16 protein-coding genes are annotated in these 20,486 nt (G+C 50.5%); 8 read left to right on the forward strand and 8 right to left on the reverse strand.

The window, feature by feature from the left end; all coding sequences use genetic code 11:
• Positions 1 to 65 precede the first annotated feature (65 nt).
• Positions 66 to 380 carry a hypothetical protein gene (locus JTI98_RS01850; RefSeq protein WP_125339409.1) on the forward strand — a complete coding sequence of 105 codons (315 nt, stop codon included), beginning with the start codon at positions 66 to 68 and terminating at the stop codon, positions 378 to 380.
• Here JTI98_RS01850 and JTI98_RS01855 read toward each other — a convergent pair.
• The gene (locus JTI98_RS01855) at positions 352 to 1,473 is read right to left on the reverse strand and encodes a hypothetical protein (RefSeq protein WP_216081864.1); all 1,122 of its coding nucleotides are present in this window, start codon (positions 1,471 to 1,473) and stop codon (positions 352 to 354) included. The two genes, JTI98_RS01850 and JTI98_RS01855, sit on opposite strands and share 29 nt — an antisense overlap.
• 46 nt (positions 1,474 to 1,519) lie before the next feature.
• Positions 1,520 to 2,827 (reverse strand): MFS transporter, encoded by a 1,308-nt coding sequence (locus JTI98_RS01860; RefSeq protein ID WP_216081865.1) that lies wholly within the window; start codon positions 2,825 to 2,827, stop codon positions 1,520 to 1,522.
• 350 nt (positions 2,828 to 3,177) lie between these two features.
• On the opposite strand from JTI98_RS01860, the gene JTI98_RS01865 reads away from it, so the two are divergent.
• Positions 3,178 to 4,983, forward strand: coding sequence for a glycoside hydrolase family 2 protein (locus JTI98_RS01865; protein ID WP_216081866.1), 1,806 nt, complete (start codon positions 3,178 to 3,180; stop codon positions 4,981 to 4,983).
• Here JTI98_RS01865 and JTI98_RS01870 read toward each other — a convergent pair.
• The 3 genes from JTI98_RS01870 to JTI98_RS01880 all read right to left on the reverse strand — a co-directional run bounded on the left by JTI98_RS01870 (position 4,944) and on the right by JTI98_RS01880 (position 8,044).
• Positions 4,944 to 6,560 carry a hypothetical protein gene (locus JTI98_RS01870; protein ID WP_216081867.1) on the reverse strand — a complete coding sequence of 539 codons (1,617 nt, stop codon included), beginning with the start codon at positions 6,558 to 6,560 and terminating at the stop codon, positions 4,944 to 4,946. The genes JTI98_RS01865 and JTI98_RS01870 overlap by 40 nt on opposite strands.
• A 295-nt stretch (positions 6,561 to 6,855) precedes the next feature.
• On the reverse strand, positions 6,856 to 7,194 hold the full coding sequence (locus JTI98_RS01875) for a DUF1889 family protein (protein WP_216081868.1): 339 nt from the start codon (positions 7,192 to 7,194) through the stop codon (positions 6,856 to 6,858).
• Positions 7,195 to 7,279: 85 nt separating this feature from the next.
• Complete coding sequence (locus JTI98_RS01880) at positions 7,280 to 8,044, reverse strand: siderophore-interacting protein (RefSeq protein ID WP_216082220.1); 765 nt, start codon at positions 8,042 to 8,044, stop codon at positions 7,280 to 7,282.
• Positions 8,045 to 8,272: 228 nt separating this feature from the next.
• Here JTI98_RS01880 and JTI98_RS01885 point away from each other — a divergent pair, with 228 nt between their 5' ends.
• Positions 8,273 to 8,830, forward strand: coding sequence for a PadR family transcriptional regulator (locus tag JTI98_RS01885; protein WP_216081869.1), 558 nt, complete (start codon positions 8,273 to 8,275; stop codon positions 8,828 to 8,830).
• Here the strand turns inward: JTI98_RS01885 and JTI98_RS01890 are convergent.
• Positions 8,827 to 10,392, reverse strand: a complete 1,566-nt coding sequence (locus JTI98_RS01890) for a methyl-accepting chemotaxis protein (protein WP_216081870.1) — start codon at positions 10,390 to 10,392, stop codon at positions 8,827 to 8,829. The two genes, JTI98_RS01885 and JTI98_RS01890, sit on opposite strands and share 4 nt — an antisense overlap.
• A 311-nt stretch (positions 10,393 to 10,703) precedes the next feature.
• Complete coding sequence (locus JTI98_RS01895; RefSeq protein WP_216081871.1) at positions 10,704 to 12,224, reverse strand: PAS domain-containing methyl-accepting chemotaxis protein; 1,521 nt, start codon at positions 12,222 to 12,224, stop codon at positions 10,704 to 10,706.
• A gap of 430 nt (positions 12,225 to 12,654) precedes the next feature.
• On the opposite strand from JTI98_RS01895, the gene ygjG reads away from it, so the two are divergent.
• Together ygjG and JTI98_RS01905 are read left to right on the forward strand one after the other, a co-directional pair.
• Positions 12,655 to 14,034: a putrescine aminotransferase gene (gene ygjG / locus JTI98_RS01900; RefSeq protein ID WP_216081872.1), complete on the forward strand. Its 1,380-nt coding sequence runs from the start codon at positions 12,655 to 12,657 to the stop codon at positions 14,032 to 14,034.
• Positions 14,035 to 14,210: 176 nt separating this feature from the next.
• Positions 14,211 to 16,229, forward strand: a complete 2,019-nt coding sequence (locus JTI98_RS01905) for an FAD-dependent oxidoreductase (RefSeq protein WP_216081873.1) — start codon at positions 14,211 to 14,213, stop codon at positions 16,227 to 16,229.
• 45 nt (positions 16,230 to 16,274) lie between these two features.
• Here JTI98_RS01905 and rlmG read toward each other — a convergent pair whose 3' ends face one another.
• The gene (gene rlmG / locus JTI98_RS01910; RefSeq protein ID WP_216081874.1) at positions 16,275 to 17,411 is read right to left on the reverse strand and encodes a 23S rRNA (guanine(1835)-N(2))-methyltransferase RlmG; all 1,137 of its coding nucleotides are present in this window, start codon (positions 17,409 to 17,411) and stop codon (positions 16,275 to 16,277) included.
• 83 nt (positions 17,412 to 17,494) lie between these two features.
• Here rlmG and JTI98_RS01915 point away from each other — a divergent pair, with 83 nt between their 5' ends.
• From JTI98_RS01915 to JTI98_RS01925, 3 genes are all read left to right on the forward strand, one after another.
• Entirely contained in the window at positions 17,495 to 17,998 is a 504-nt protein-coding gene (locus JTI98_RS01915; protein ID WP_044255814.1) for a M48 family metallopeptidase, read from the forward strand.
• 69 nt (positions 17,999 to 18,067) lie between these two features.
• Positions 18,068 to 19,066: a Gfo/Idh/MocA family protein gene (locus JTI98_RS01920; protein ID WP_216081875.1), complete on the forward strand. Its 999-nt coding sequence runs from the start codon at positions 18,068 to 18,070 to the stop codon at positions 19,064 to 19,066.
• Between the two features lie 271 nt (positions 19,067 to 19,337).
• Entirely contained in the window at positions 19,338 to 20,303 is a 966-nt protein-coding gene (locus JTI98_RS01925; RefSeq protein ID WP_042998219.1) for a TerC family protein, read from the forward strand.
• Positions 20,304 to 20,486 lie beyond the last annotated feature (183 nt).

The raw sequence follows: 20,486 nt of genomic DNA on the forward strand, positions 1-20,486 counted from the left end.
GACTCATAATCGCTTGGTCGCTGGTTCAAGTCCAGCAGGGGCCACCAAACAAAACAAGGAGTTAGATGAGAAATCGTCTGACTCCTTTTTCGTTTTACAAAAATAGAGTTGGGAAAGGCGAGACCTACGGTATTAAACGCGAAATTTTGAAAATGCTCGCCAACAGCAACTTTAGCAATATCCGAAAGCGATGGTTGGGCCTGAATCGCCGCCCAGAACGACTTTCCGTTGCTGGGGCGACATTAGTGAGAAACAGCCCTGCGCATGGGTATTTTGCCCTATCCTCATCAACAGACGAACGGATGCTGGGTTATTTAACACTTTTCTATATCCAGATATTCAGCAGACATATTAAACGATCTTACCAACCTGATATTTAAAGTAACCAATTCCAATGGTTTTTCTGAAACGCCATGGCTGCCACTCTGGCCATAAAAGGTCGGCAATCATCGCGATAGCAATCCATCGGAACCAGGTCGCGAAGGTATTACTTAACCCCTGTGGTTCTTTATAGCCTTTAACCCAACCATCGTATCCCCGTTCACCAAGAAGTGTGTCAGGGAAGCCGCCATCCGCATTCTGGAAATCGAGAAGTTTGACCAACATATTACGTAGCCAGTATTCAATTTCATCCTGACGATGGGGACAGCGCGAATACCCGTGCGCCAGAATATCGATAATATCAACATCAATACAGCTACTGCGTATTGCCACGGGTTGTTCCAGACAACGACTCATCGACTGGTTGAAATGAGGAATTGTCTCGTCAAGCGCATAAAAAATATGCAGGTTATGCGTTGCACCGCAAAGTGCGAACAGCAATGCTTCCTGACTGAATTGCTGTCCTGGCCCCCAGAATCCGGAGTAGGGCTCGCTCTGCTGGTTGTGCCAGAAGATCATATCCTGCAAGCGCTGGCTTGCAGGCCCCTCCGGGTAACGCTGCTTTTCGAGAAGCAGGAAACTGCCAAGGTTAACGATATTGTTTCCTTCAAGCCATGGATCACGCATATCGCGCTGGCCTAACCATGCCCGGAAAACCAGGGGATCGAGAAAGGGCGCTAAAAAGGGCAGTTCGAGCCTGTCTAACTGTTCCAGAACCTCTAATGCCCCCATACAGTAATTTGTTGCATGGAAACGCATATACTGACGTGTTTCTTCGATATCAGGGCGTTTCCATGTTTCATCCCACTGCATACCCGGCAGAAGGAAATAACCGTCATCCTGTTGGTGGCTTAAAATCCAGTCGGCCAGTAATGCTTTTTCCTCTATTTTATCACCTAATAATGCGCGGGCCATTGTTCCATCATAGGTTCCTGATAATAACATTTGCGGCCATTTTTCTGGCTGATGATAATGGCTGACCCGCAATACGCCAGGCGTCATTCCGGCTACGCTCATGCTATTGAGCCAATTAATGCTGTTCTCTTTGGCCTGTAGAATACGTTCTTGTAAAAGACTGTCTGTTAATTTCATAAAATAACCTGCATTCAGGATCAATCGTTGTGCTGAGGGTTGTTAATCATTTCAATTTCGCTGCTGACATTGTCAGTGTTAAAAAATGCATAATGACAAAACCTAACAGATAAGCAAAACCACCCATAAGGAATATTGACCAATAACTTCCTGTCGCCTGCAAAATATGTCCGGTAGCTTGAGCAAAAAGTATTGAACCTATTGAACCAATCAGGCAACCAATACCGACAACAGCGCCAACGGCTTCTTTCGGGAACATATCAGAAACACTGGTATAGAGATTGACTGACCATCCCTGATGGGCGGCGACCGCAATACCGATTAAAATAACGGCGACCCACAAATTAGAAGCCGTAGAGACCAGCAAGATAGGCAATACACAAATAGCGCACAACAGCAGTGTTAATTTACGCGCTTTGTTGACGGCTATTCCGCGATTGATCAACCATGCAGGCAAGTATCCCCCAGCGAGTCCGCCAATGGTCGCCAGAATGTTGATCAGAACCAGTGGTGTTGCCATGTGCGCCATATCAATACCGCGACTGTCATGTAACCATTTAGGCAACCAGAACAGGAAGAACCAGAAAATCGGGTCGGTCAGGAATTTGCACATCGCAAATGCCCAGGTCTGGCGATATTTCAATAACCCAATCCAGCTCACTTTGCATGCTGCTGGCGTGGGATCAGAACTTTCATCCTGATGGATCCACTCCAGTTCCTCTTTATTCACTTTTTTTGCTTTTTCTGGTTTTCCGTATAAGAACAGCCAGAAAACAATCCATATAAAACCTACTGCGCCGGTCACTACAAAAGCTTCACGCCAGCCCCACTGTAACGCAATCCATGGAATAATAATGGGGGCGAAAATATTCCCGACATTTGAACCAGAGTTGAAAATACCGGTCGCAAAAGCGCGTTCTCTCCTGGGGAACCATTCAGCAGCAACCTTTACCGCTGACGGAAAGTTAGCGCTTTCGCCAACGCCCAGAAAAATCCTTGCATAAATAAACCCTGTTACTGTACTCACTGCACCATGAGCCATGGCGGCCAGGCTCCATATTGCCAGAGCAACGGGCAATATAAGGCGAGCACCATACAGATCGACTATTCTGCCGCATATTAATAAACCCACGGCATAGGCTGCCTGGAAGGCAGTGACAATATTGCCATATTCGATTTCTGTCCAGCCGATATCTTTTTGTAGCATGGGGGCTAACAGCCCCAGGATAGAGCGATCAAGGTTATTAATAGTGACCGAGAAAAAAAGCAATGCGCAAATTGTCCATCGGTATCGACTTCTGTTTAATTGAGGTTTTGTTGCTTGTTCGCTAATACTGTGTTGTAGCTGGCCCATCTTATTACCTCTCCATGTCTGTGCTCTACAGAATATGAATCTTTCTCGCCGCTACAGTGTAAGTATCTTTAGACCGGGACAGGCAATACTCAAAAAGGAAACTGAGATCTTAATGTTCATTCGGTTTTTATTTGCAGGCAAAGTCACCTTTTTAGCTGACTAATGTGATGAAGATCACTTCAACACAAAAGGGAATGTGAGGTTAATCACGATTAAATGTGATGTTTTTTGAGCAACATCACAATTGCTATTTATTCAATATCTGCACACCTTCGAATGTTTTCTTCTTTGATCTGGCGGTCGTTCAGATCCGCTATTCTTCGCCTAACTTTTCTTCACGAGGAATGGCGATGTTAGAAAAATCTGACCTGGCAGATAATGCGGTTGAATGTCTGCATAATAAACACTACGATCGTGCTTATAATGTGCAAAATCTTAACTTTCGCACGCTCATCTTCAGCGGTGGACGTCAACGTGAAAACCTGGCGGGTGACTGGCGCTTCACTCTTGATCTGCACGATACGGGATTAAGACAAAAATGGTTCTTAATGCAAAAGCAGGATGCTGAAACGCGTAAGGATCCTTACGATTATGATCCCTATTCTGGTCAGACGGTTCCTGTACCCAGCTGCTGGCAAATGTTGAAGGATAAATGGTTTTATTATGAAGGCAGCGCATGGTATACCCGTGAAATCGAGTATGCGAAGCGGGATCCGGATGAGCGTGTATTTTTACGGATAGGTGCGGCGAATTACGATTGCAAAATATTTCTTAACCATCAGTTTATCGGTAACCACTACGGTGGTTCGACGCCTTTCTGTGCTGAGTTAAGCACACCTATAAAAGCCGGAAATAACGTATTAATGATTTGTGTGAATAACACACGAACAACGGACCGCCTTCCATTGCGAAATAATGACTGGTTTAATTATGGTGGTATTTATCGTGAGATAGAGCTTATCCGAACACCACGAAACTATATTCACGATCTGTTTGTCTATCTTGTTCCTGATGGCAACTATAACAGGATTGCTGCGCGCATAACGGTTGACGGGCCTGCGACTGACGTTACCCTTATGATCCCTGAACTTGGGATTAATCAGATATTGCCTGTCGTTGACGGTCAGGCTGAAGTTATTTTATCCGTAAGTCCAGAGTTATGGTCACCCGAAAATCCTAAACGCTATAAAGTCAGGACTATGCTTGGGCGCGACAGTGTCGAAGATGATGTCGGATTTCGCCAGATTGAGGTGGTGGGTACCGATATTCGGCTGAATGGAAAATCCATTTATCTGCGCGGTGTTAACTGCCATGAAGATGATTTATTTATGGGGAAAGTCACCTGTGAGGATGATATTCGCCAGCGTTTCCGTGATGCCAAAGCACTGAATTGTAATTATATGCGGCTGGCACATTATCCTCATCATGAACTGGCGGCACGCATTGCTGATGAAGAAGGAATATTGCTGTGGGAAGAAATTCCCAACTATTGGGCAGTCGATTTTACCAATCCGTCGACACAGCGGGATGCGCATAACCAGCTGATGGAACTTATCCTGCGCGATCGCAACCGTGCCAGCGTCATTATCTGGTCAGTTGGCAATGAGAATGCGGATACGGATGAACGTTTAAGCTTTATGACATCGTTAGTGAATGCGGCACGTGATGCTGATCCCAGCCGTCTTATTTCGGCAGCCTGCCTCGTCAACCACGCAAAAATGAAGATTGAAGACAGGCTGACAGAATACCTTGATATCATCGGGTTAAATGAATACTACGGATGGTATGAAGAGAATTTTGATGACTTAATTTTGCTTGGAAAGAATTCGTCACCCACAAAACCCGTTGTCATCACCGAAACCGGAGCGGAAGGGGTTATCAGCGAAGACGCCCCTAAAACCGGCCCCTTCTCTGAGCAATATATGGCTGAGGTTTATCGCAAACAAACTGAGTATCTGCCAAAACTCACTTACGTTCGTGGCTTTACCCCATGGCTGCTGTATGACTATCGAACGGAACGTCGACAAAACCCCTGGCAGCAAGGGGTCAACTGTAAAGGCCTGATTACCGCAGATAAGAAAACACGCAAAGCCGCGTTTTATGTTCTGCGGGATTTTTATGAAAATCTCAAAAAAGTCGAGTCCTCGTCTGACTGATCATGCTGGAGGCTTTCCGCCAGGGACAACAACCTGGCGGGATCAAAAAGCATCGCCAGATAGTGAGGTTGCTGTTGTTCTTCCTTATCCAGCCATTCGCCGATACGGTTTGCCAGTTGGCGAAGGCTGTTTATTTGCTTATCGAGTTCAAAGTCAGAAACGCCACTACGATTGCCATAACGTTCCAGGATGAGTTTCATCGCAACTCCCTTCGCGACTTCAGAAAATAAAGTGGTATACCATGGCACTCTTTCCCAGACACGCTTGAATAATTCCCTTTTACCCTCAGAAATATGAGTCTGCTGTAAAAGAAAATGGAGTTGGCTACGTGTATTTTGTGCCAGAAAAAGGGCGCGCTGTTTTTCCAGTAACATCAGTTGATATTGTTCAAGCCCGGTGTCGGGATCGTCTGGTGGAAAAAGTGTTGAAAGAGAAAAATCATCTGAACGCCGGGAATGAAGTTGCAAAAGTTTGACGGCCTGCTGATATGTCTTCGGCACCTGACTGTAATGATGCAAAACATGTCCCAGTATGTAAGGGGTTTTTGTCATCCACTCATGACTGCTGATATAGAGTTGATGGAATGCATCCAGCTCAGCAATATCGACTTTGTGCTCAAGCATATCGGTAAGCCAGCAATGAAATGCCTGCTTTTCTGACATGCCCACTTCACGGCCAAACATTGCCAGGCCATGTAAATTTATCGAATTGACCGAGTTTATGAGAGAGCTGTTAGAAATCCACTCCCAATTTAAGCGACCAGAAACAGCCTCAAGAAGATCTCCTGTCTTATTTTCAACCCAACTGAGACGCCCTTTGATTTCCTCCAGCAAATAACATGGTAGCAACGTCCAACCATACTCCAGCCCCCATAAATCAAATTCAATCCATTTTATTCGGTCTTCCAATTGCATCAGGAGTGGATTCGTGGCAAATCCGGGACGATAGCCGTCAGGAACCGCTTTCAGCGAAACACGTACATCTCCGGGAAGCACCTGCAATGCATTAAGAAGCTGCCATGATGCAGACTCATCATCCATATAGTCTCGCAACACTAGTTTTTTTCCAAGACTACGTAGTATTTGATAAAGATAAGGAAGTGTCGATGACCAATTGGCCCGATAAGGAAGATGTTTAGGAAGAGTGACAATAACACCATCTATAGCAGGCAGCTGACTTAAAGATTCAGCGATTTTTAATTGATAGAATTTTTTCCAGAAAGCTTCATCTGCATGGGTATTTTCAATTAATGCATATTCCGGAAATTTTTCCTGAAGTTTTCCCCCAGATGGAAATGCCTCGCCCTGTAACCAGATTCGTATACCATTTCCGTTACAGATACGGCATAACCTTTGGAGGTATAGCAGTTTCTCCTGCTGTTCACATATCAAATTTTCTTTTCCATTTTGACAATAGTCAGATGGAGAAGTCAGTAACGCGAATAAATCTTGCTGATGAATAACAAGACCATTAAAACCGTCTCGTTTCATCATATTAATTACATTTTGCAAATACGGCCAGTGCCATATTAAAGATGAGTTTACTTCCAGTAGACGCAGAGGGGTCAATGCATACATACATAAATCTCATCAATGTTATTAATACAAAAGTGTATCGTTTAAAATAATTTATTATAATAGAGTATAAAGATAACACCAATAAGAAAAATAGTAAAAAACAGGTCCAAAAAGCTTATAAAATTAATCGTTTTATGTTGTTAGTTTTATTTCTGTCATGATAACGTTAACGACAAATGCCGCAAGAGAAACTACTTACCGAAACTATCAATGTGAAACACTATTCTGCCACCAACGGTAACCGAAAGGGATGCTCTTCCCTGGCTGGCAAGAGCATCAAGGCAGGTTGTTGGCTTCACGCGCGCTCAACTTCGACCAGTTCCTGAAGCTGCTCACGCATGTACAATGAAAAATATTCAGGGTCTCTGATCAAAACCCGTTCACCGGCTTCAAACTTCTCAGCCCACTTAACCAGTTTTTGCGTAAATCCAGGGTTCCACCCCTCCCGCTCACCACGCGCAACGATATCCGACGCACTTGCCGGGTAGCCCAGCTCTTTCAAATATTTCAAAATTCCTTTCGCCGTGCTTTCATCCATAGGTTCTGGAGATGAGGCCGAGGTATTCATACCGTTGATGAAATCTAATGCTTTATCAATGACTGCAGGCATACTTTTATCCTTAAAATTTACCATGTAAAACACAAGACTACTCTATGACCTTAAACCGATTTCAGCCTCAAAGAAATCATTAAATTTCATTGTCCCGACGGCGCTCACTTTACTTGTTGTGCCAGTACGCCGCCACACGGACTAACTGCTGATCAAACGGTTCCTGCTCAAAGCGTTGGCTAAGATTTTTCACCACCTTCCCTTCCCCGGTGATCCAGATGAAATAATCTTCTGTCGGCACGTCAATCTGCGCCAGTCGTGCGGCAACCGCCTGCTCATCGTGTCCCAGCCATTCAATGGAAAAATCGCCCAGATGCGCGAGGTAATCCTGATATGCCGGATCGGCGACGCTCACCAGCGCGCTCACCGTCGGTTTTACCGGTAAGCGATTCAGCGCCTCAAGACGACGCCGCAACGCTGGCATACCGGACTCATCACAAACATAGAGCTGGTAAGCGTAGTCTTCCGGCACTACCAGCGAACCACGTGGTCCGCCGATGGTTAGCGTATCGCCTTCGCGCGCTTTCATAGCCCAACGGCTCGCCACACCGCCGTCGTGAATAAAGAAATCCAGCGCCAGTTCATGACGGGCTTCATCGTACAACGGTGTGTAATCGCGAGAAGCCGGACGCACGCCCTCGCCCCAGACAATTCCTTCCTCCGTTACGGTTGGCGGAACAAACCGGCTGCCGGGTTGCGGGAAAAACACCTTGCTATGGTCGTCAAAGCCGCGCGAGTTAAAGCCTTCCAGCGCATCGCCACCGAGGACAATACGCTGAAAACCCGTCCCGATGCGTTCTACGCGCAAAACGGTAAGTTCGCGAAAGCGCAGTTCATTGCGCACGCGCTGAGGGTAACGTGAAGTTTTATCCATCATTTTTGACCTTCGTGTGATAATCAGATATATCTAAATACAGTTTTCAAATGATAATGATTGTTAATAGCCAGAATTGCAAGTCATTTTTTGATAGCGTCTGCAGTGTTACTGCCTTTAAACATTTATCATTTAAATTCATAGGATTAGTAAAATCATCAACACTACCCTTGTCAAAATCTTCATTTTAGATATAAATTAGATATATCTAAACAAAAGGAGATTATCATGCGACATCATCATGAAGGTTGCTGTAAAGGCGAAGGGCATCATCACGGCGGTTGCGAACATCATCACGGTAGAGGTGGCGGTGGTGGACGGCGTCAGCGCTTTTTTGGCCATGGGGAGCTGCGTCTGGTGATTCTGGATATTCTCTCCCGCGAAGCCAGCCACGGTTATGAGCTAATCAAAGCTATCGAGAATCTGACGCAAGGCAACTATACGCCGAGTCCTGGCGTGATCTACCCAACGCTGGATTTCCTCCAGGATCAGGCCTTTATTACGGTTAGCGAAGAGGATGGCGGGCGTAAAAAAATCACTCTCACTGACACCGGCGCACAATGGCTGGAAGAGAATCGTGAACATCTCGACCACATTCAGGAACGCGTCAACGCACGCAATGTCGGCTTTGAACTGCGTAAGAATCCGAAGATGAAACGAGCGCTGGAAAACTTCAAGGCAGTGCTGGATCTGAGAGTGAATCAGGGTGACATCAGCGACGCACAGTTAAAAAAGATCATTGGCGTGATCGACCGTGCGGCGCTTGAAATCACTCAGCTTGATTAAGCAGGCAAGGCGTCGCCGTCACGCACGCGGAACACTTTCACCATCTCTTTTAAGTGTAACGCCTGCTCATTCAGTGACGCCGCTGCCGCAACAGACTCCTCGACCAGACAAGAGTTCTGTTGGGTGGTGGCGTCAATCAGGCCAATCGCACTGTTGATCTGCGAAATCCCCTCGGTTTGCTCACGACTGGCCTGGCCGATCTCCCGCAGGATCACATCCATCTCCTCGACGTTGTTGACCATGCCGTTTATCAGGCCGTTAGCCTTCTCGACCAGTTGCATCCCTTCCTGGGTCTGACCGGTGGAATCCTCAATCAGATGGCGGATCTCGCTGGCAGAAGATGCGCTCTTTTGCGCCAACTGGCGTACTTCCCCTGCCACCACGGCAAACCCACGGCCATGCTCACCGGCTCGCGCGGCTTCAACAGCCGCATTAAGCGCCAGAATATTGGTCTGGAATGCAATGGAGTCAATCAGGTTGATGATGTCCGACATGCGGTTAGATGTTTCATTAATCACCCGCATTTTTTGCGTCACCTGATTCATCATCTCGCCATTGTTCTTCACAACGGTCGCCGCCCCCGCAGAGAGCTTCGTCGCTTCTCCGGTATGTTCGGCCGTGTTTTTTACCGTGGCGGTGATCTGCTCCATTGACGCGGCGGTCTGCTCAACGGAGCTCGCCTGTTCTTCGGTACGTGCAGCCAAATCCTGGTTCCCGGCGACGATCTGCGCTGCCGCGCTGGAGATATTCTCCGACCCGTTCTGGACTTCCTGGACGATCTCCAGCAGGCGAGTTTTCATTACCATCAGCGCATGCAGCAGTTCGCCGGTCTCATCTTTCTGCGTGGTGAGGATATTGCGGGTCAGGTCGCCCTCGGCAATCGCTTCGGCAAACTGCACCGCTTCATTCAGTGGCCGGGTGATGGAACGCACGATATACCAACCCATCATACAACCCGCGGCAATACCGATGAGCGCCAGCGCGATAAGCAACGCCCGGTTCGCGGTAAAGTCGCTTTCCACCTGCGCGCCAGCATGCAACATCTGCGTATCTTCAATGGCGATCAGTGCCTGAACTTTCTCTTTATAGGCCTGCTGTACATTGACCGTCGTGGTCATCATCTCCTGCATTGCCGCCTGTCGGTTATGGTTTTGCAGTTCCTGCAAAATGCGGAATCGGGAGGCGAGATATTGCTCGCGCACGTCGCGGATCCCGGCGATGACCTTTTTCGATTCGGCATTTAGCGGCGCAGCGTCCAGTTCATCCAGCAACACCGTAATCTGCTGGCTAATGGTGTCGAGCTTTTTCTGGGACGTCTGGGTCCACCGCCCCTCTTCGTCCATCAGCATCAACTGCTGCGTGCTGACAAAATCCTGAAAATGATCGATGAGCTTGTTGGCTTTTACCGTGATGGGATAGTCATTGGTAATGATGTTTTGCATACCGCTGTTGGCGCGGTCCAGGCTAAATAATGAAAGGCCTGAACTCACCATCATCAGTACAATAAACAATCCAAACGCGATAAATAATTTTGAGCGGATCTTCATGTTACGCAAAAACATATATTCTCCCTGGAGATAGTTTTTCTTCAGACAGATTCCTTTATCGGTAACAAACTCACTAACTTTATGATATTGATCGCTTTTTATTATCAATAACTGCCGGTAAATAGTTTTTGACGATGAATAAAGGCAGACCGATCGTTATATAAACGATTTTTTATGATGTCCAAATAGCCCAAAGACAGAAATGAAAAGATGCGAATAAAATAAAAAAACCACCCGTAGGTGGTAATATTTAATATGTTATTAACATTATTATTACAATGACGCTTACCATTACCGGTAAGCGTTGATGCGGATAAAAGAAAGGATTAGTGCAACACCGTCACGGCATCCGCCAGACGGCTGGCACGGTGTTTAACCATGGCGGACACCTGCGCGCTCTCTTCAACCAACTCGGCGTTCTTCTGCGTGATGTCGTTAAGTTCGCCTACCGCACGCGTCAGACTGGTCAATCCGTCGGACTGTTCAAGCGTTGAATGGCTGATCTGCGCAATCAACTGAGTGACGTTTTGTACCTGAGAGACAATATCATCCATCGTACGTCCCGCAGCGTGGACCTGCTGAGAACCCGACTGCACTTTATCCGCACTGGCATCGATTAGCTTACGAATATCATTCGCCGCGCTGGCGCTGCGGCTGGCCAGATGGCGCACTTCACCCGCCACGACGGCAAACCCTTTGCCTTGCTCACCCGCCCTGGCCGCTTCAACTGCGGCGTTCAATGCCAGAATATTGGTCTGGAAAGCGATGTCGTTAATCAGCGTGGTGATGGTGCCAATGCGCTGCGTGCTGTTGGCGATGTCATCCATGGTTTTAATCACGGTGTCCATTGCTTCACCGCCCTGTGCCGCCGCGCTACTGGCGGCAATCGACAGCTTATCGGCGGCGGATGCGGTTTCGGAGTTTTGTTTTACCGACGCCGCCATTTGATTCATGGTGGTCACCGTCTGCTGGACGTTATCGACCGTCTGACGCGTATGCTTATTCAGATCGTCGTTGCCTTTCGCTAAGGCTTCGCTGCCGTTTCTGACGCTCGACACCTGGCTTGAAACGTCGTTAATTAGCCAGCGACACATCAGACCAAGTTGCCCGACAGCGCGTAGCGTCAACCCCAGTTCATCACTGCGATTCAGATGCACCACGCTGTTTCGCTCACCGGTCGCCACCTTCAGCGCCTGCTTCGCGACATTCTCAATCGGACGAACAATCTGCCACTCAAACGCCGCTGTACCCAGTAGCATCACCAGCGCACACATCAGTTGTGCAAGCCATGGCGCACCAGACAGGTGTAGCACCGCCGCTAATACCACGTAGATCAGCGCCATCACGCTGCGGACCCGCCAACGCACCGGCATTGCCGGTAGTTTCCCGAGCCATCCTTTACGCACCACCAGTCCTTTGTGGATCCGGCGTCGACAACGACCTTCATTGAGCGCCTTGTAAAGCGGCTCAACCGTGGCGATCTCCGCATCCGTCGCGCGGGTGCGAATTGACATGTACCCCGTCACGTTCCCCTCGCGCACCATCGGTACCGCGTTCGCCCGGACCCAATAGTGATCGCCATTTTTACGGCGATTCTTGACGATGCCGCTCCAGGGCTCACCCTGCTGCAGGGTGTACCACATGTCAGCAAAGGCTGCTTTCGGCATGTCCGGGTGACGCACCAGGTTGTGCGGTTGCGCCAGCAATTCATTGAGTGAGTAACCGCTAATATTGACGAACGTATCGTTGGCGTGCGTGATGTAGCTGTGGAGATCGGTTGTCGACATGAGGGTCGTATCGTCATCCAGCGGTGTATTTTGCTGGGTAACGTAGAGCTGAGAAGACATAGTCGCGTCCTGTGCAAGTTATCTGGTTGTTAACTTCTTGTCAGATGTTATTTCGGCGCTAACAGATTTATCTTTAGATGTTAAATTTGATTTAGATCGCAATTTGCGATTAAACCTCATATTTTGTACGAATTCTAATTGATTGATTTAAAATACTTTCACGTTGAAACTATAAAATCACACTGTGGGTCGCGCACTGTTATCGCGCAAATTTTGCACTATTTCTGCGCAATCGCCCCTTCTGACGCCGATCTCACACGGTCTTCATTTTGCACAAAAACCCAGCGAGTGTTAACAAATGAGATTAAATGTTGCGCAATAACAGTTCTCCCTGGTGTTTATCCCGATTTTCATCAGCGCCGCCGGGATGGCGCAATCCCTGCAATACTTAAATCGGTATCATGTGATACGCGATCTCCGGGAGCATATTTTGAACAGGTTACCTTCCAGCGCATCGGCTTTGGCCTGTAGTGCGCACGCACTGAATCTCATTGAGAAGCGAACGCTTGATCATGAGGAGATGAAAGCACTTAACCGAGAGGTGATTGATTACTTCAAAGAGCATGTCAATCCGGGATTTTTAGAGTATCGCAAATCTGTTACCGCCGGCGGGGATTACGGAGCCGTAGAGTGGCAAGCGGGAAGTCTGAACACGCTTGTCGACACCCAGGGACAGGAGTTTGTCGACTGCCTGGGAGGTTTTGGAATTTTCAACGTGGGGCACCGTAATCCAGTTGTGGTTTCCGCCGTACAGAATCAACTCGCGAAACAACCTCTGCATAGTCAGGAACTGCTTGACCCACTGCGGGCCATGCTGGCAAAAACCCTTGCTGCCCTGGCGCCCGGAAAACTCAAATACAGCTTCTTTAGCAACAGTGGTACCGAATCGGTCGAAGCGGCGCTGAAACTGGCGAAGGCGTATCAGTCACCACGCGGCAAATTTACCTTTATCGCCACCAGCGGCGCGTTTCACGGTAAGTCGTTGGGCGCGCTGTCCGCCACCGCCAAATCGACGTTCCGCAAGCCGTTTATGCCGCTGCTGCCGGGCTTCCGTCATGTGCCGTTCGGCAATATTGAGGCCATGCGTACCGCGCTCAGCGAGTGCAAAAAAACCGGAGGTGATGTGGCTGCGGTGATTCTGGAGCCTATTCAGGGTGAAGGTGGCGTGATCCTGCCACCGCAGGGTTATCTCACCGCCGTACGTAAACTCTGCGACGAATTTGGCGCGCTGATGATCCTTGATGAAGTCCAGACCGGCATGGGGCGTACCGGCAAGATGTTTGCCTGCGAGCATGAGAACGTGCAGCCCGACATTCTCTGCCTGGCAAAAGCGCTGGGCGGCGGCGTGATGCCGATTGGCGCGACGATCGCCACCGAAGAGGTCTTCTCGGTACTGTTTGATAACCCCTTCCTGCACACCACCACCTTCGGTGGCAATCCGCTGGCCTGTGCGGCCGCGCTGGCCACCATCAATGTGCTGCTGGAGCAGAACTTACCGGCACAAGCGGAACAGAAAGGCGATATCCTGCTGGACGGTTTTCGCCAACTGGCGCGAGAGTTCCCTGACCTGGTGCAGGACGCCCGCGGGAAAGGGATGCTGATGGCAATCGAGTTTGTCGACAATGAAACCGGCTACAATTTCGCCAGCGAGATGTTCCGCCAGCGGGTCCTGGTTGCCGGAACGCTCAACAACTCGAAAACGATCCGCATCGAACCGCCGTTAACGCTGACCATTGAGCAGTGTGAGCAAGTGCTGAAAGCCACGCGTAAAGCGCTGGCGGCGCTGCGGGTGAGCATAGAAGAGGTGTAAACAGCTTGCCGGGTGATGAAACACCATTCTGGCCTGTGAACAAATGCCCCCTGCCCGGGGGCATTTTTTGAATCCCATCACAATCATCGCATTCCCCTTTTCCCTTTTCCCTGCCGACGACTAAATTAGACACTCATCCGACCACATAACAATAATTTTACATACTGGACAATCTTATGCGCTATCCGTCGCTGTTCGCCCCGCTTGATCTTGGTTTTACTCGGCTTAAAAACCGCGTGCTGATGGGTTCAATGCACACGGGACTTGAAGAGTATCCTGATGGCGCGGAACGCCTGGCCGCTTTCTATGCCGAGCGAGCCCGGCACGGCGTCGCACTGATTGTCACGGGTGGCATCGCCCCCGCGTCGTCTGGCGTCACGATGGAAGGCGGCGCGACGCTCAATGACGCCCGTGAGGTGCCGCATCACCGCATCATCACCGACGCGGTTCATCGTGAAGGCGGGAAAATAGCGCTACAGATCCTGCATACCGGGCGCTACAGCTATCAACCACAACTGGTAGCCCCTTCCGCAATTCAGGCCCCCATCAACCGGTTTACCCCGCACGCACTGAGCCACGAAGAAATTCTGCAACTGATAGAAGACTTCGCGCACTGTGCCCAACTGGCACGGGAGGCGGGTTACGACGGCGTGGAGGTCATGGGCTCGGAAGGGTACCTGATTAACGAGTTTCTCGCCCTGCGCACCAATCAGCGCGACGATGAATGGGGCGGTGATTATACCAATCGTATGCGCTTTGCCATTGAAGTGGTACGTGCGGTGCGTCAGCGGGTGGGGAACGACTTTATTATTATCTACCGCCTGTCGATGCTTGATCTGGTGGAAAAAGGCGGCACTTTTGCAGAAACAGTGCAACTGGCGCAGGCCATTGAAGCCGCAGGCGCAACGCTCATCAACACCGGAATTGGCTGGCATGAAGCGCGCATTCCCACCATCGCCACGCCGGTACCGCGTGGCGCCTTCAGTTGGGTAACGCGTAAGCTGAAAGGGCACGTTTCGCTGCCACTGGTCACCACTAACCGGATTAACGATCCGCAGGTTGCCGATGAAATTCTGGCGCGTGGTGATGCCGATATGGTGTCGATGGCGCGCCCGTTTCTCGCGGATGCCGAACTGCTGTCGAAAGCGCAATCGGGGCGTGCCGATGAAATTAACACCTGCATCGGCTGTAATCAGGCGTGCCTGGATCAGATCTTCGTCGGCAAAATCACGTCGTGCCTGGTGAATCCCCGCGCCTGCCATGAAACCCAAATGCCTGTTGTTCCGGCTTCCACAATAAAAAATCTGGCTGTCGTCGGCGCGGGCCCGGCGGGTCTTGCCTTTGCTATCAATGCGGCGGCACGCGGTCATCATGTCACCCTCTTTGATGCGCTGGGCGAGATCGGCGGGCAGTTCAATATTGCCAAACAGATCCCCGGTAAAGAGGAGTTTTATGAAACGCTCCGCTATTACCGTCGGATGATTGACGTCACCGGCGTCACCCTGAAACTCAATCATTATGTTGCAGCAGACGATCTGCAGGCATTCGATGAGGTGATCCTCGCCAGCGGGATCGAGCCGCGCAGGCCGCCGATCGACGGCATCGATCATCCGAAGGTTTTAACCTACCTCGATGTCCTGCGTGACAAAACCCCGGTGGGGAATCGGGTGGCGATCGTTGGCTGCGGCGGGATCGGCTTTGATACCGCAATGTACCTGAGTCAGCCCGGCAAACCCACCAGCCAGAACATTGCCGATTTCTGTGTGGAATGGGGTATCGACACCAGCCTGCAACAGGCCGGCGGATTACGTCCGGAAGGCCCGCATCTGGCTCGCAGCCCGCGTCAGATTGTGATGCTCCAGCGTAAGGCCAGCAAACCCGGCGAGGGACTGGGAAAAACCACCGGTTGGATCCATCGCACCACGTTGCTTTCACGCGGTGTGAAGATGATCCCGGCAGTCAGCTATCAGAAGATCGACGACACCGGTCTGCACGTGTTGATCGGTGGTGAAGCGCAGACGCTGGAAGTCGATAACGTCATTATTTGTGCGGGTCAAGAGCCGCGACGTGAGCTGGCAGAACCGCTGCATGCGGCGGGAAAAACGGTGCACTTAATCGGCGGCTGTGATGTAGCGTTGGAACTGGATGCCCGCCGGGCCATTGCCCAGGGCACCCGTCTGGCGCTGGGAATTTAATTCATTGCCCGGTCACATTGTGCGTGCCGGGCATGGGCAGTTCGCTTAGCGACGGCGGCCGACTTTCACCGCTTTGAGCACCACAAACTTATGGTTGGTCGCAACGGTGGCGCAGTTGCCGAAGATCTTCTTCAGCTTGTGGAAATAGTCGAGGTGACGGTTGGCGACGATATACAGCTCGCCGTTGATCTTCAGGCAGCGACGGGCGTGGTGGAACATTTCCCAGGCAATGTTATCCGTCAGTGCATGCTTCTGATGGAACGGCGGGTTGCACAGTACGGCGTTAAAGCGAAAAGGCTCAACCCCGGACAGCGCGTTGTTAATCATAAACTCACAGCGATCGATGGCTTCAGGCAGGTTAGTTTCCACATTCAGACGGCTGGACGCCACCGCCATTGGGGATTCATCGACAAACACCACGCTCGCCTGCGGATTTTTTTCCAGCAGCGTCAGACCAATTACCCCGTTGCCACAGCCGAGATCGACAATCTCCCCTTCCAGATTCTCTGGCAGGTGCTGCATAAAGAAACGTGCGCCAATATCCAGCCCGGTGCGGGAGAAGACGTTGGCATGGTTATGGATGGTCCAGTCGGTGCCTTCCAGTTTCCAGCTCAGCGTTTCCGGCGCATCAGCCAGAGCCGGCTCGCTGAAGGTGCAATTGATGAGACGCGCCTTTTTCCACGCCAGCGTGGTAGTCGTTGGACCGAGCACTTTCTCAAACAGCTCCAGCGTGGAGTTATGGATATCCCGCGCCTTCGCGCCAGCAATGATACGGGTTTGCGGGGTCACCACTTTTCGCAGCGCGCGCAGCTGTTGCTCAAGCAGTGCCAGCGTTTTCGGCACTTTGATCAGCACCACGTCCGGCGCCTGCGGGTACTCTGCCGTGCTGTCGAGAAACTTGACGCTGGACTCCGCGAGGTCGTTATGGCGCAGGTTTTCCCGCGTTGCCAGTTCGCTTAAATACGAATCACCAATGCTGTACGGCGACTGCTCCGCCAGCGCACAGCTCAGCGCACCGAAGGTATCATTCAGGATCAGCACCGGGCCGCGAATCTCCGTATCGTCCACCTGTTGCAGCAGATAATCATCGGCCGCTTCCCACGCCAACAGTGGGTTAACGTCGTCCGTTTCCGGGAAACGTTTTAGTGTCAGTGAACGGAAACCGTTGTCTGTGTGGCTCATCGGCCCTCCTGAATGGTAAAATTTCGGCGTATCCCGTAAAAGGGTGCGTGAGTATACACTTTTTATGATTTGCATGGGTGACGATGAGCCAATTAACTTACCTCCAGGGCTACCCGGAGCACCTGCTTTCTCAGGTGCGCACGCTGATTGCCGAGCAACGGCTGGGCGCGGTGCTGGAAAAGCGCTATCCGGGAACGCATGATTTCGCGACGGATAAAGCGCTCTGGCAATACACCCAGGATCTGAAAAATCAATTTCTGCGTAACGCCCCGCCGATCAACAAAGTGATGTATGACAATAAGATCCACGTGCTGAAGAATGCGCTCGGCCTGCACACAGCGGTCTCTCGTGTACAAGGCGGCAAGCTGAAAGCGAAAGCCGAGATCCGCGTCGCCACCGTGTTTCGCAACGCGCCGGAACCCTTTTTGCGAATGATCGTCGTCCACGAACTGGCGCATCTGAAGGAAAAGGAGCACAACAAGGCGTTTTATCAGCTTTGCTGTCACATGGAACCGCACTATCACCAGCTGGAATTTGATACCCGCCTCTGGTTGACGCAGCTGTCGTTAAAGGAAACTGCGCAGTAGCGCACTGGCTTTGTCATAAAGGCGTGCTAAATTGACGACAGAATCCCTTTATGGAGCCTGAAGGCATTTATGATACGTTTCGCAGTGATTGGCACAAACTGGATCACCCGCCAGTTTGTGGATGCCGCCCATGAGACCGGCAAATATAAGTTAACCGCAGTCTATTCCCGCAGCCTCGAACAGGCGCAAACCTTCGCCAATGATTACCTCGTCGAGCATCTGTTTACCTCGCTGGATGCGATGGCGCAAAGCGAGGCGATTGACGCAGTGTACATTGCCAGCCCGAACTCGCTGCACTTTCCCCAGACCCAACTGTTTCTGAGCCATAAAAAGCATGTGATCTGCGAGAAGCCACTGGCGTCGAATCTGGCCGAAGTCGAAGCCGCCATCGCCTGTGCGCGGGAAAATCAAGTGGTGCTTTACGAAGCGTTTAAAACCGCCAGTCTGCCTAACTTCCTGCTGTTACAACAATCGCTGCCGAAAGTCGGTAAAATGCGCAAAGCGTTCCTCAATTACTGTCAGTATTCGTCGCGCTATCAGCGCTATCTTGACGGCGAAAACCCGAACACCTTTAACCCGGCCTTCTCCAATGGCTCGATCATGGACATTGGCTTCTACTGCCTGGCTTCCGCTGTGGCGCTATGGGGAGAACCGCACAGCGTACAGGCCTCTGCCAGTCTGCTGGAGAGCGGTGTCGATGCCCACGGCGTGGTGGTGATGGACTACGGTGATTTCAGCGTCACCCTCCAGCATTCCAAAGTGAGTGATTCCGTTGTCGACAGTGAAATTCAGGGCGAAGCCGGATCGCTGGTGATCGAAAAAATCTCCGAATGCCAGAAGGTTTGTTTTGTTCCGCGCGGCGGGAAAACCCAGGATCTTACCCAACCGCAGCACATCAATACTATGCTGTATGAGGCACAGGCGTTTGCAGCACTGGTGGACGCCAATGAAGTGAATCACCCTGGATTGTCCAACAGTCGCATCACGGCAAAACTGTTAACCGAGATTCGTCGCCAGACCGGCGTCATCTTCCCGGCAGACGATGTCAGCCGCGCAGCGACTGCGTAAAACATTGTAAAACAGATGTTACAGGCCATTGACGGAATGCGTGGCCTGTCATATTTTGTTACCTGCAAAGGGGAGTAACTTCATTGTCGGTCGATCGTCATTACGATGTGTGAAAAACCACATCCGGTCACCGGGCAACGACAAAGGAATGCGCTAACGCATTCTTTTTTTGTTGTAAGTGAGACCTTGCCGGAAGGCGAGGTCTATGCATAAAAAGCAGCGGCTGACGTCTTCCGACGTTGGCCGTTTTTTTTATGTGTAAGGAATGATGATGAATACTGTCGGCACACCGTTGTTATGGGGCGGATTCGCTGTTGTTGTGGTGATCATGCTGGCTATCGACCTCTTTTTGCAGGGGCGTCGTGGCGTACATACAATGACCATGAAGCAAGCGGCTGCCTGGTCCCTGGTCTGGGTCACGCTCTCGCTACTGTTTAATGCCGCCTTCTGGTGGTATCTGGTTCAAACCGAAGGCCGCGCCGTCGCCGATCCGCAGGCGCTGGCGTTCCTCACGGGTTATCTGATCGAAAAATCCCTCGCCGTCGATAACGTCTTTGTCTGGCTGATGTTGTTCAGCTACTTCTCGGTGCCGCCTGCCCTGCAACGTCGGGTACTGGTCTACGGCGTGCTGGGTGCCATCGTACTACGTACGATAATGATTTTTGCTGGTACCTGGCTGATTACGCAGTTCGAATGGATGCTGTATGTGTTTGGCGCTTTCCTGCTGTTTACCGGGGTAAAAATGGCGCTGGCGAAAGAAGATGACGCCGGCATTGGCGATAAACCACTGGTGCGCTGGCTGCGCGGACATCTGCGCATGACGGATACTATCGAGAACGAACATTTCTTCGTGCGTAAAAAGGGTCTGCTGTATGCCACGCCGCTGCTGCTGGTATTGATCCTGGTGGAATTGAGCGACGTTATTTTTGCGGTCGACAGTATTCCGGCTATTTTTGCTGTTACGACTGACCCGTTCATCGTTCTGACCTCGAACCTGTTCGCGATCCTGGGCCTGCGTGCCATGTACTTCCTGCTGTCGGGAGTTGCAGAGCGGTTCTCTATGCTGAAATACGGTCTGGCGGTGATCCTGGTGTTTATCGGTATAAAGATGCTGATCGTCGACTTCTACCATATCCCGATTGCGATTTCGCTCGGCGTGGTATTTGGCATCCTGGTCGTGACGTTACTGATCAATGCCTGGGTCAACTACCAGCATGATAAGAAACAACAGGCGTAATTCTGTCGTGCCGGGCGACGCTAGCGCGTCCCCGGCCAATAGATAATCTGGCCTCTGCTTTTTGTAGAACATGTCACAATACTGTTAACGCCAAGTTACAAAACATGACCGCAGCATGAAATCCAGCATATTTCGCTTCCCGAAGCGTTATCTTTCCTTATACTCAACCAGGCAAACACTTTG

Source organism: Citrobacter sp. MGH 55 (assembly GCF_016906145.1).
Lineage (GTDB): Bacteria > Pseudomonadota > Gammaproteobacteria > Enterobacterales > Enterobacteriaceae > Citrobacter_A > Citrobacter_A amalonaticus.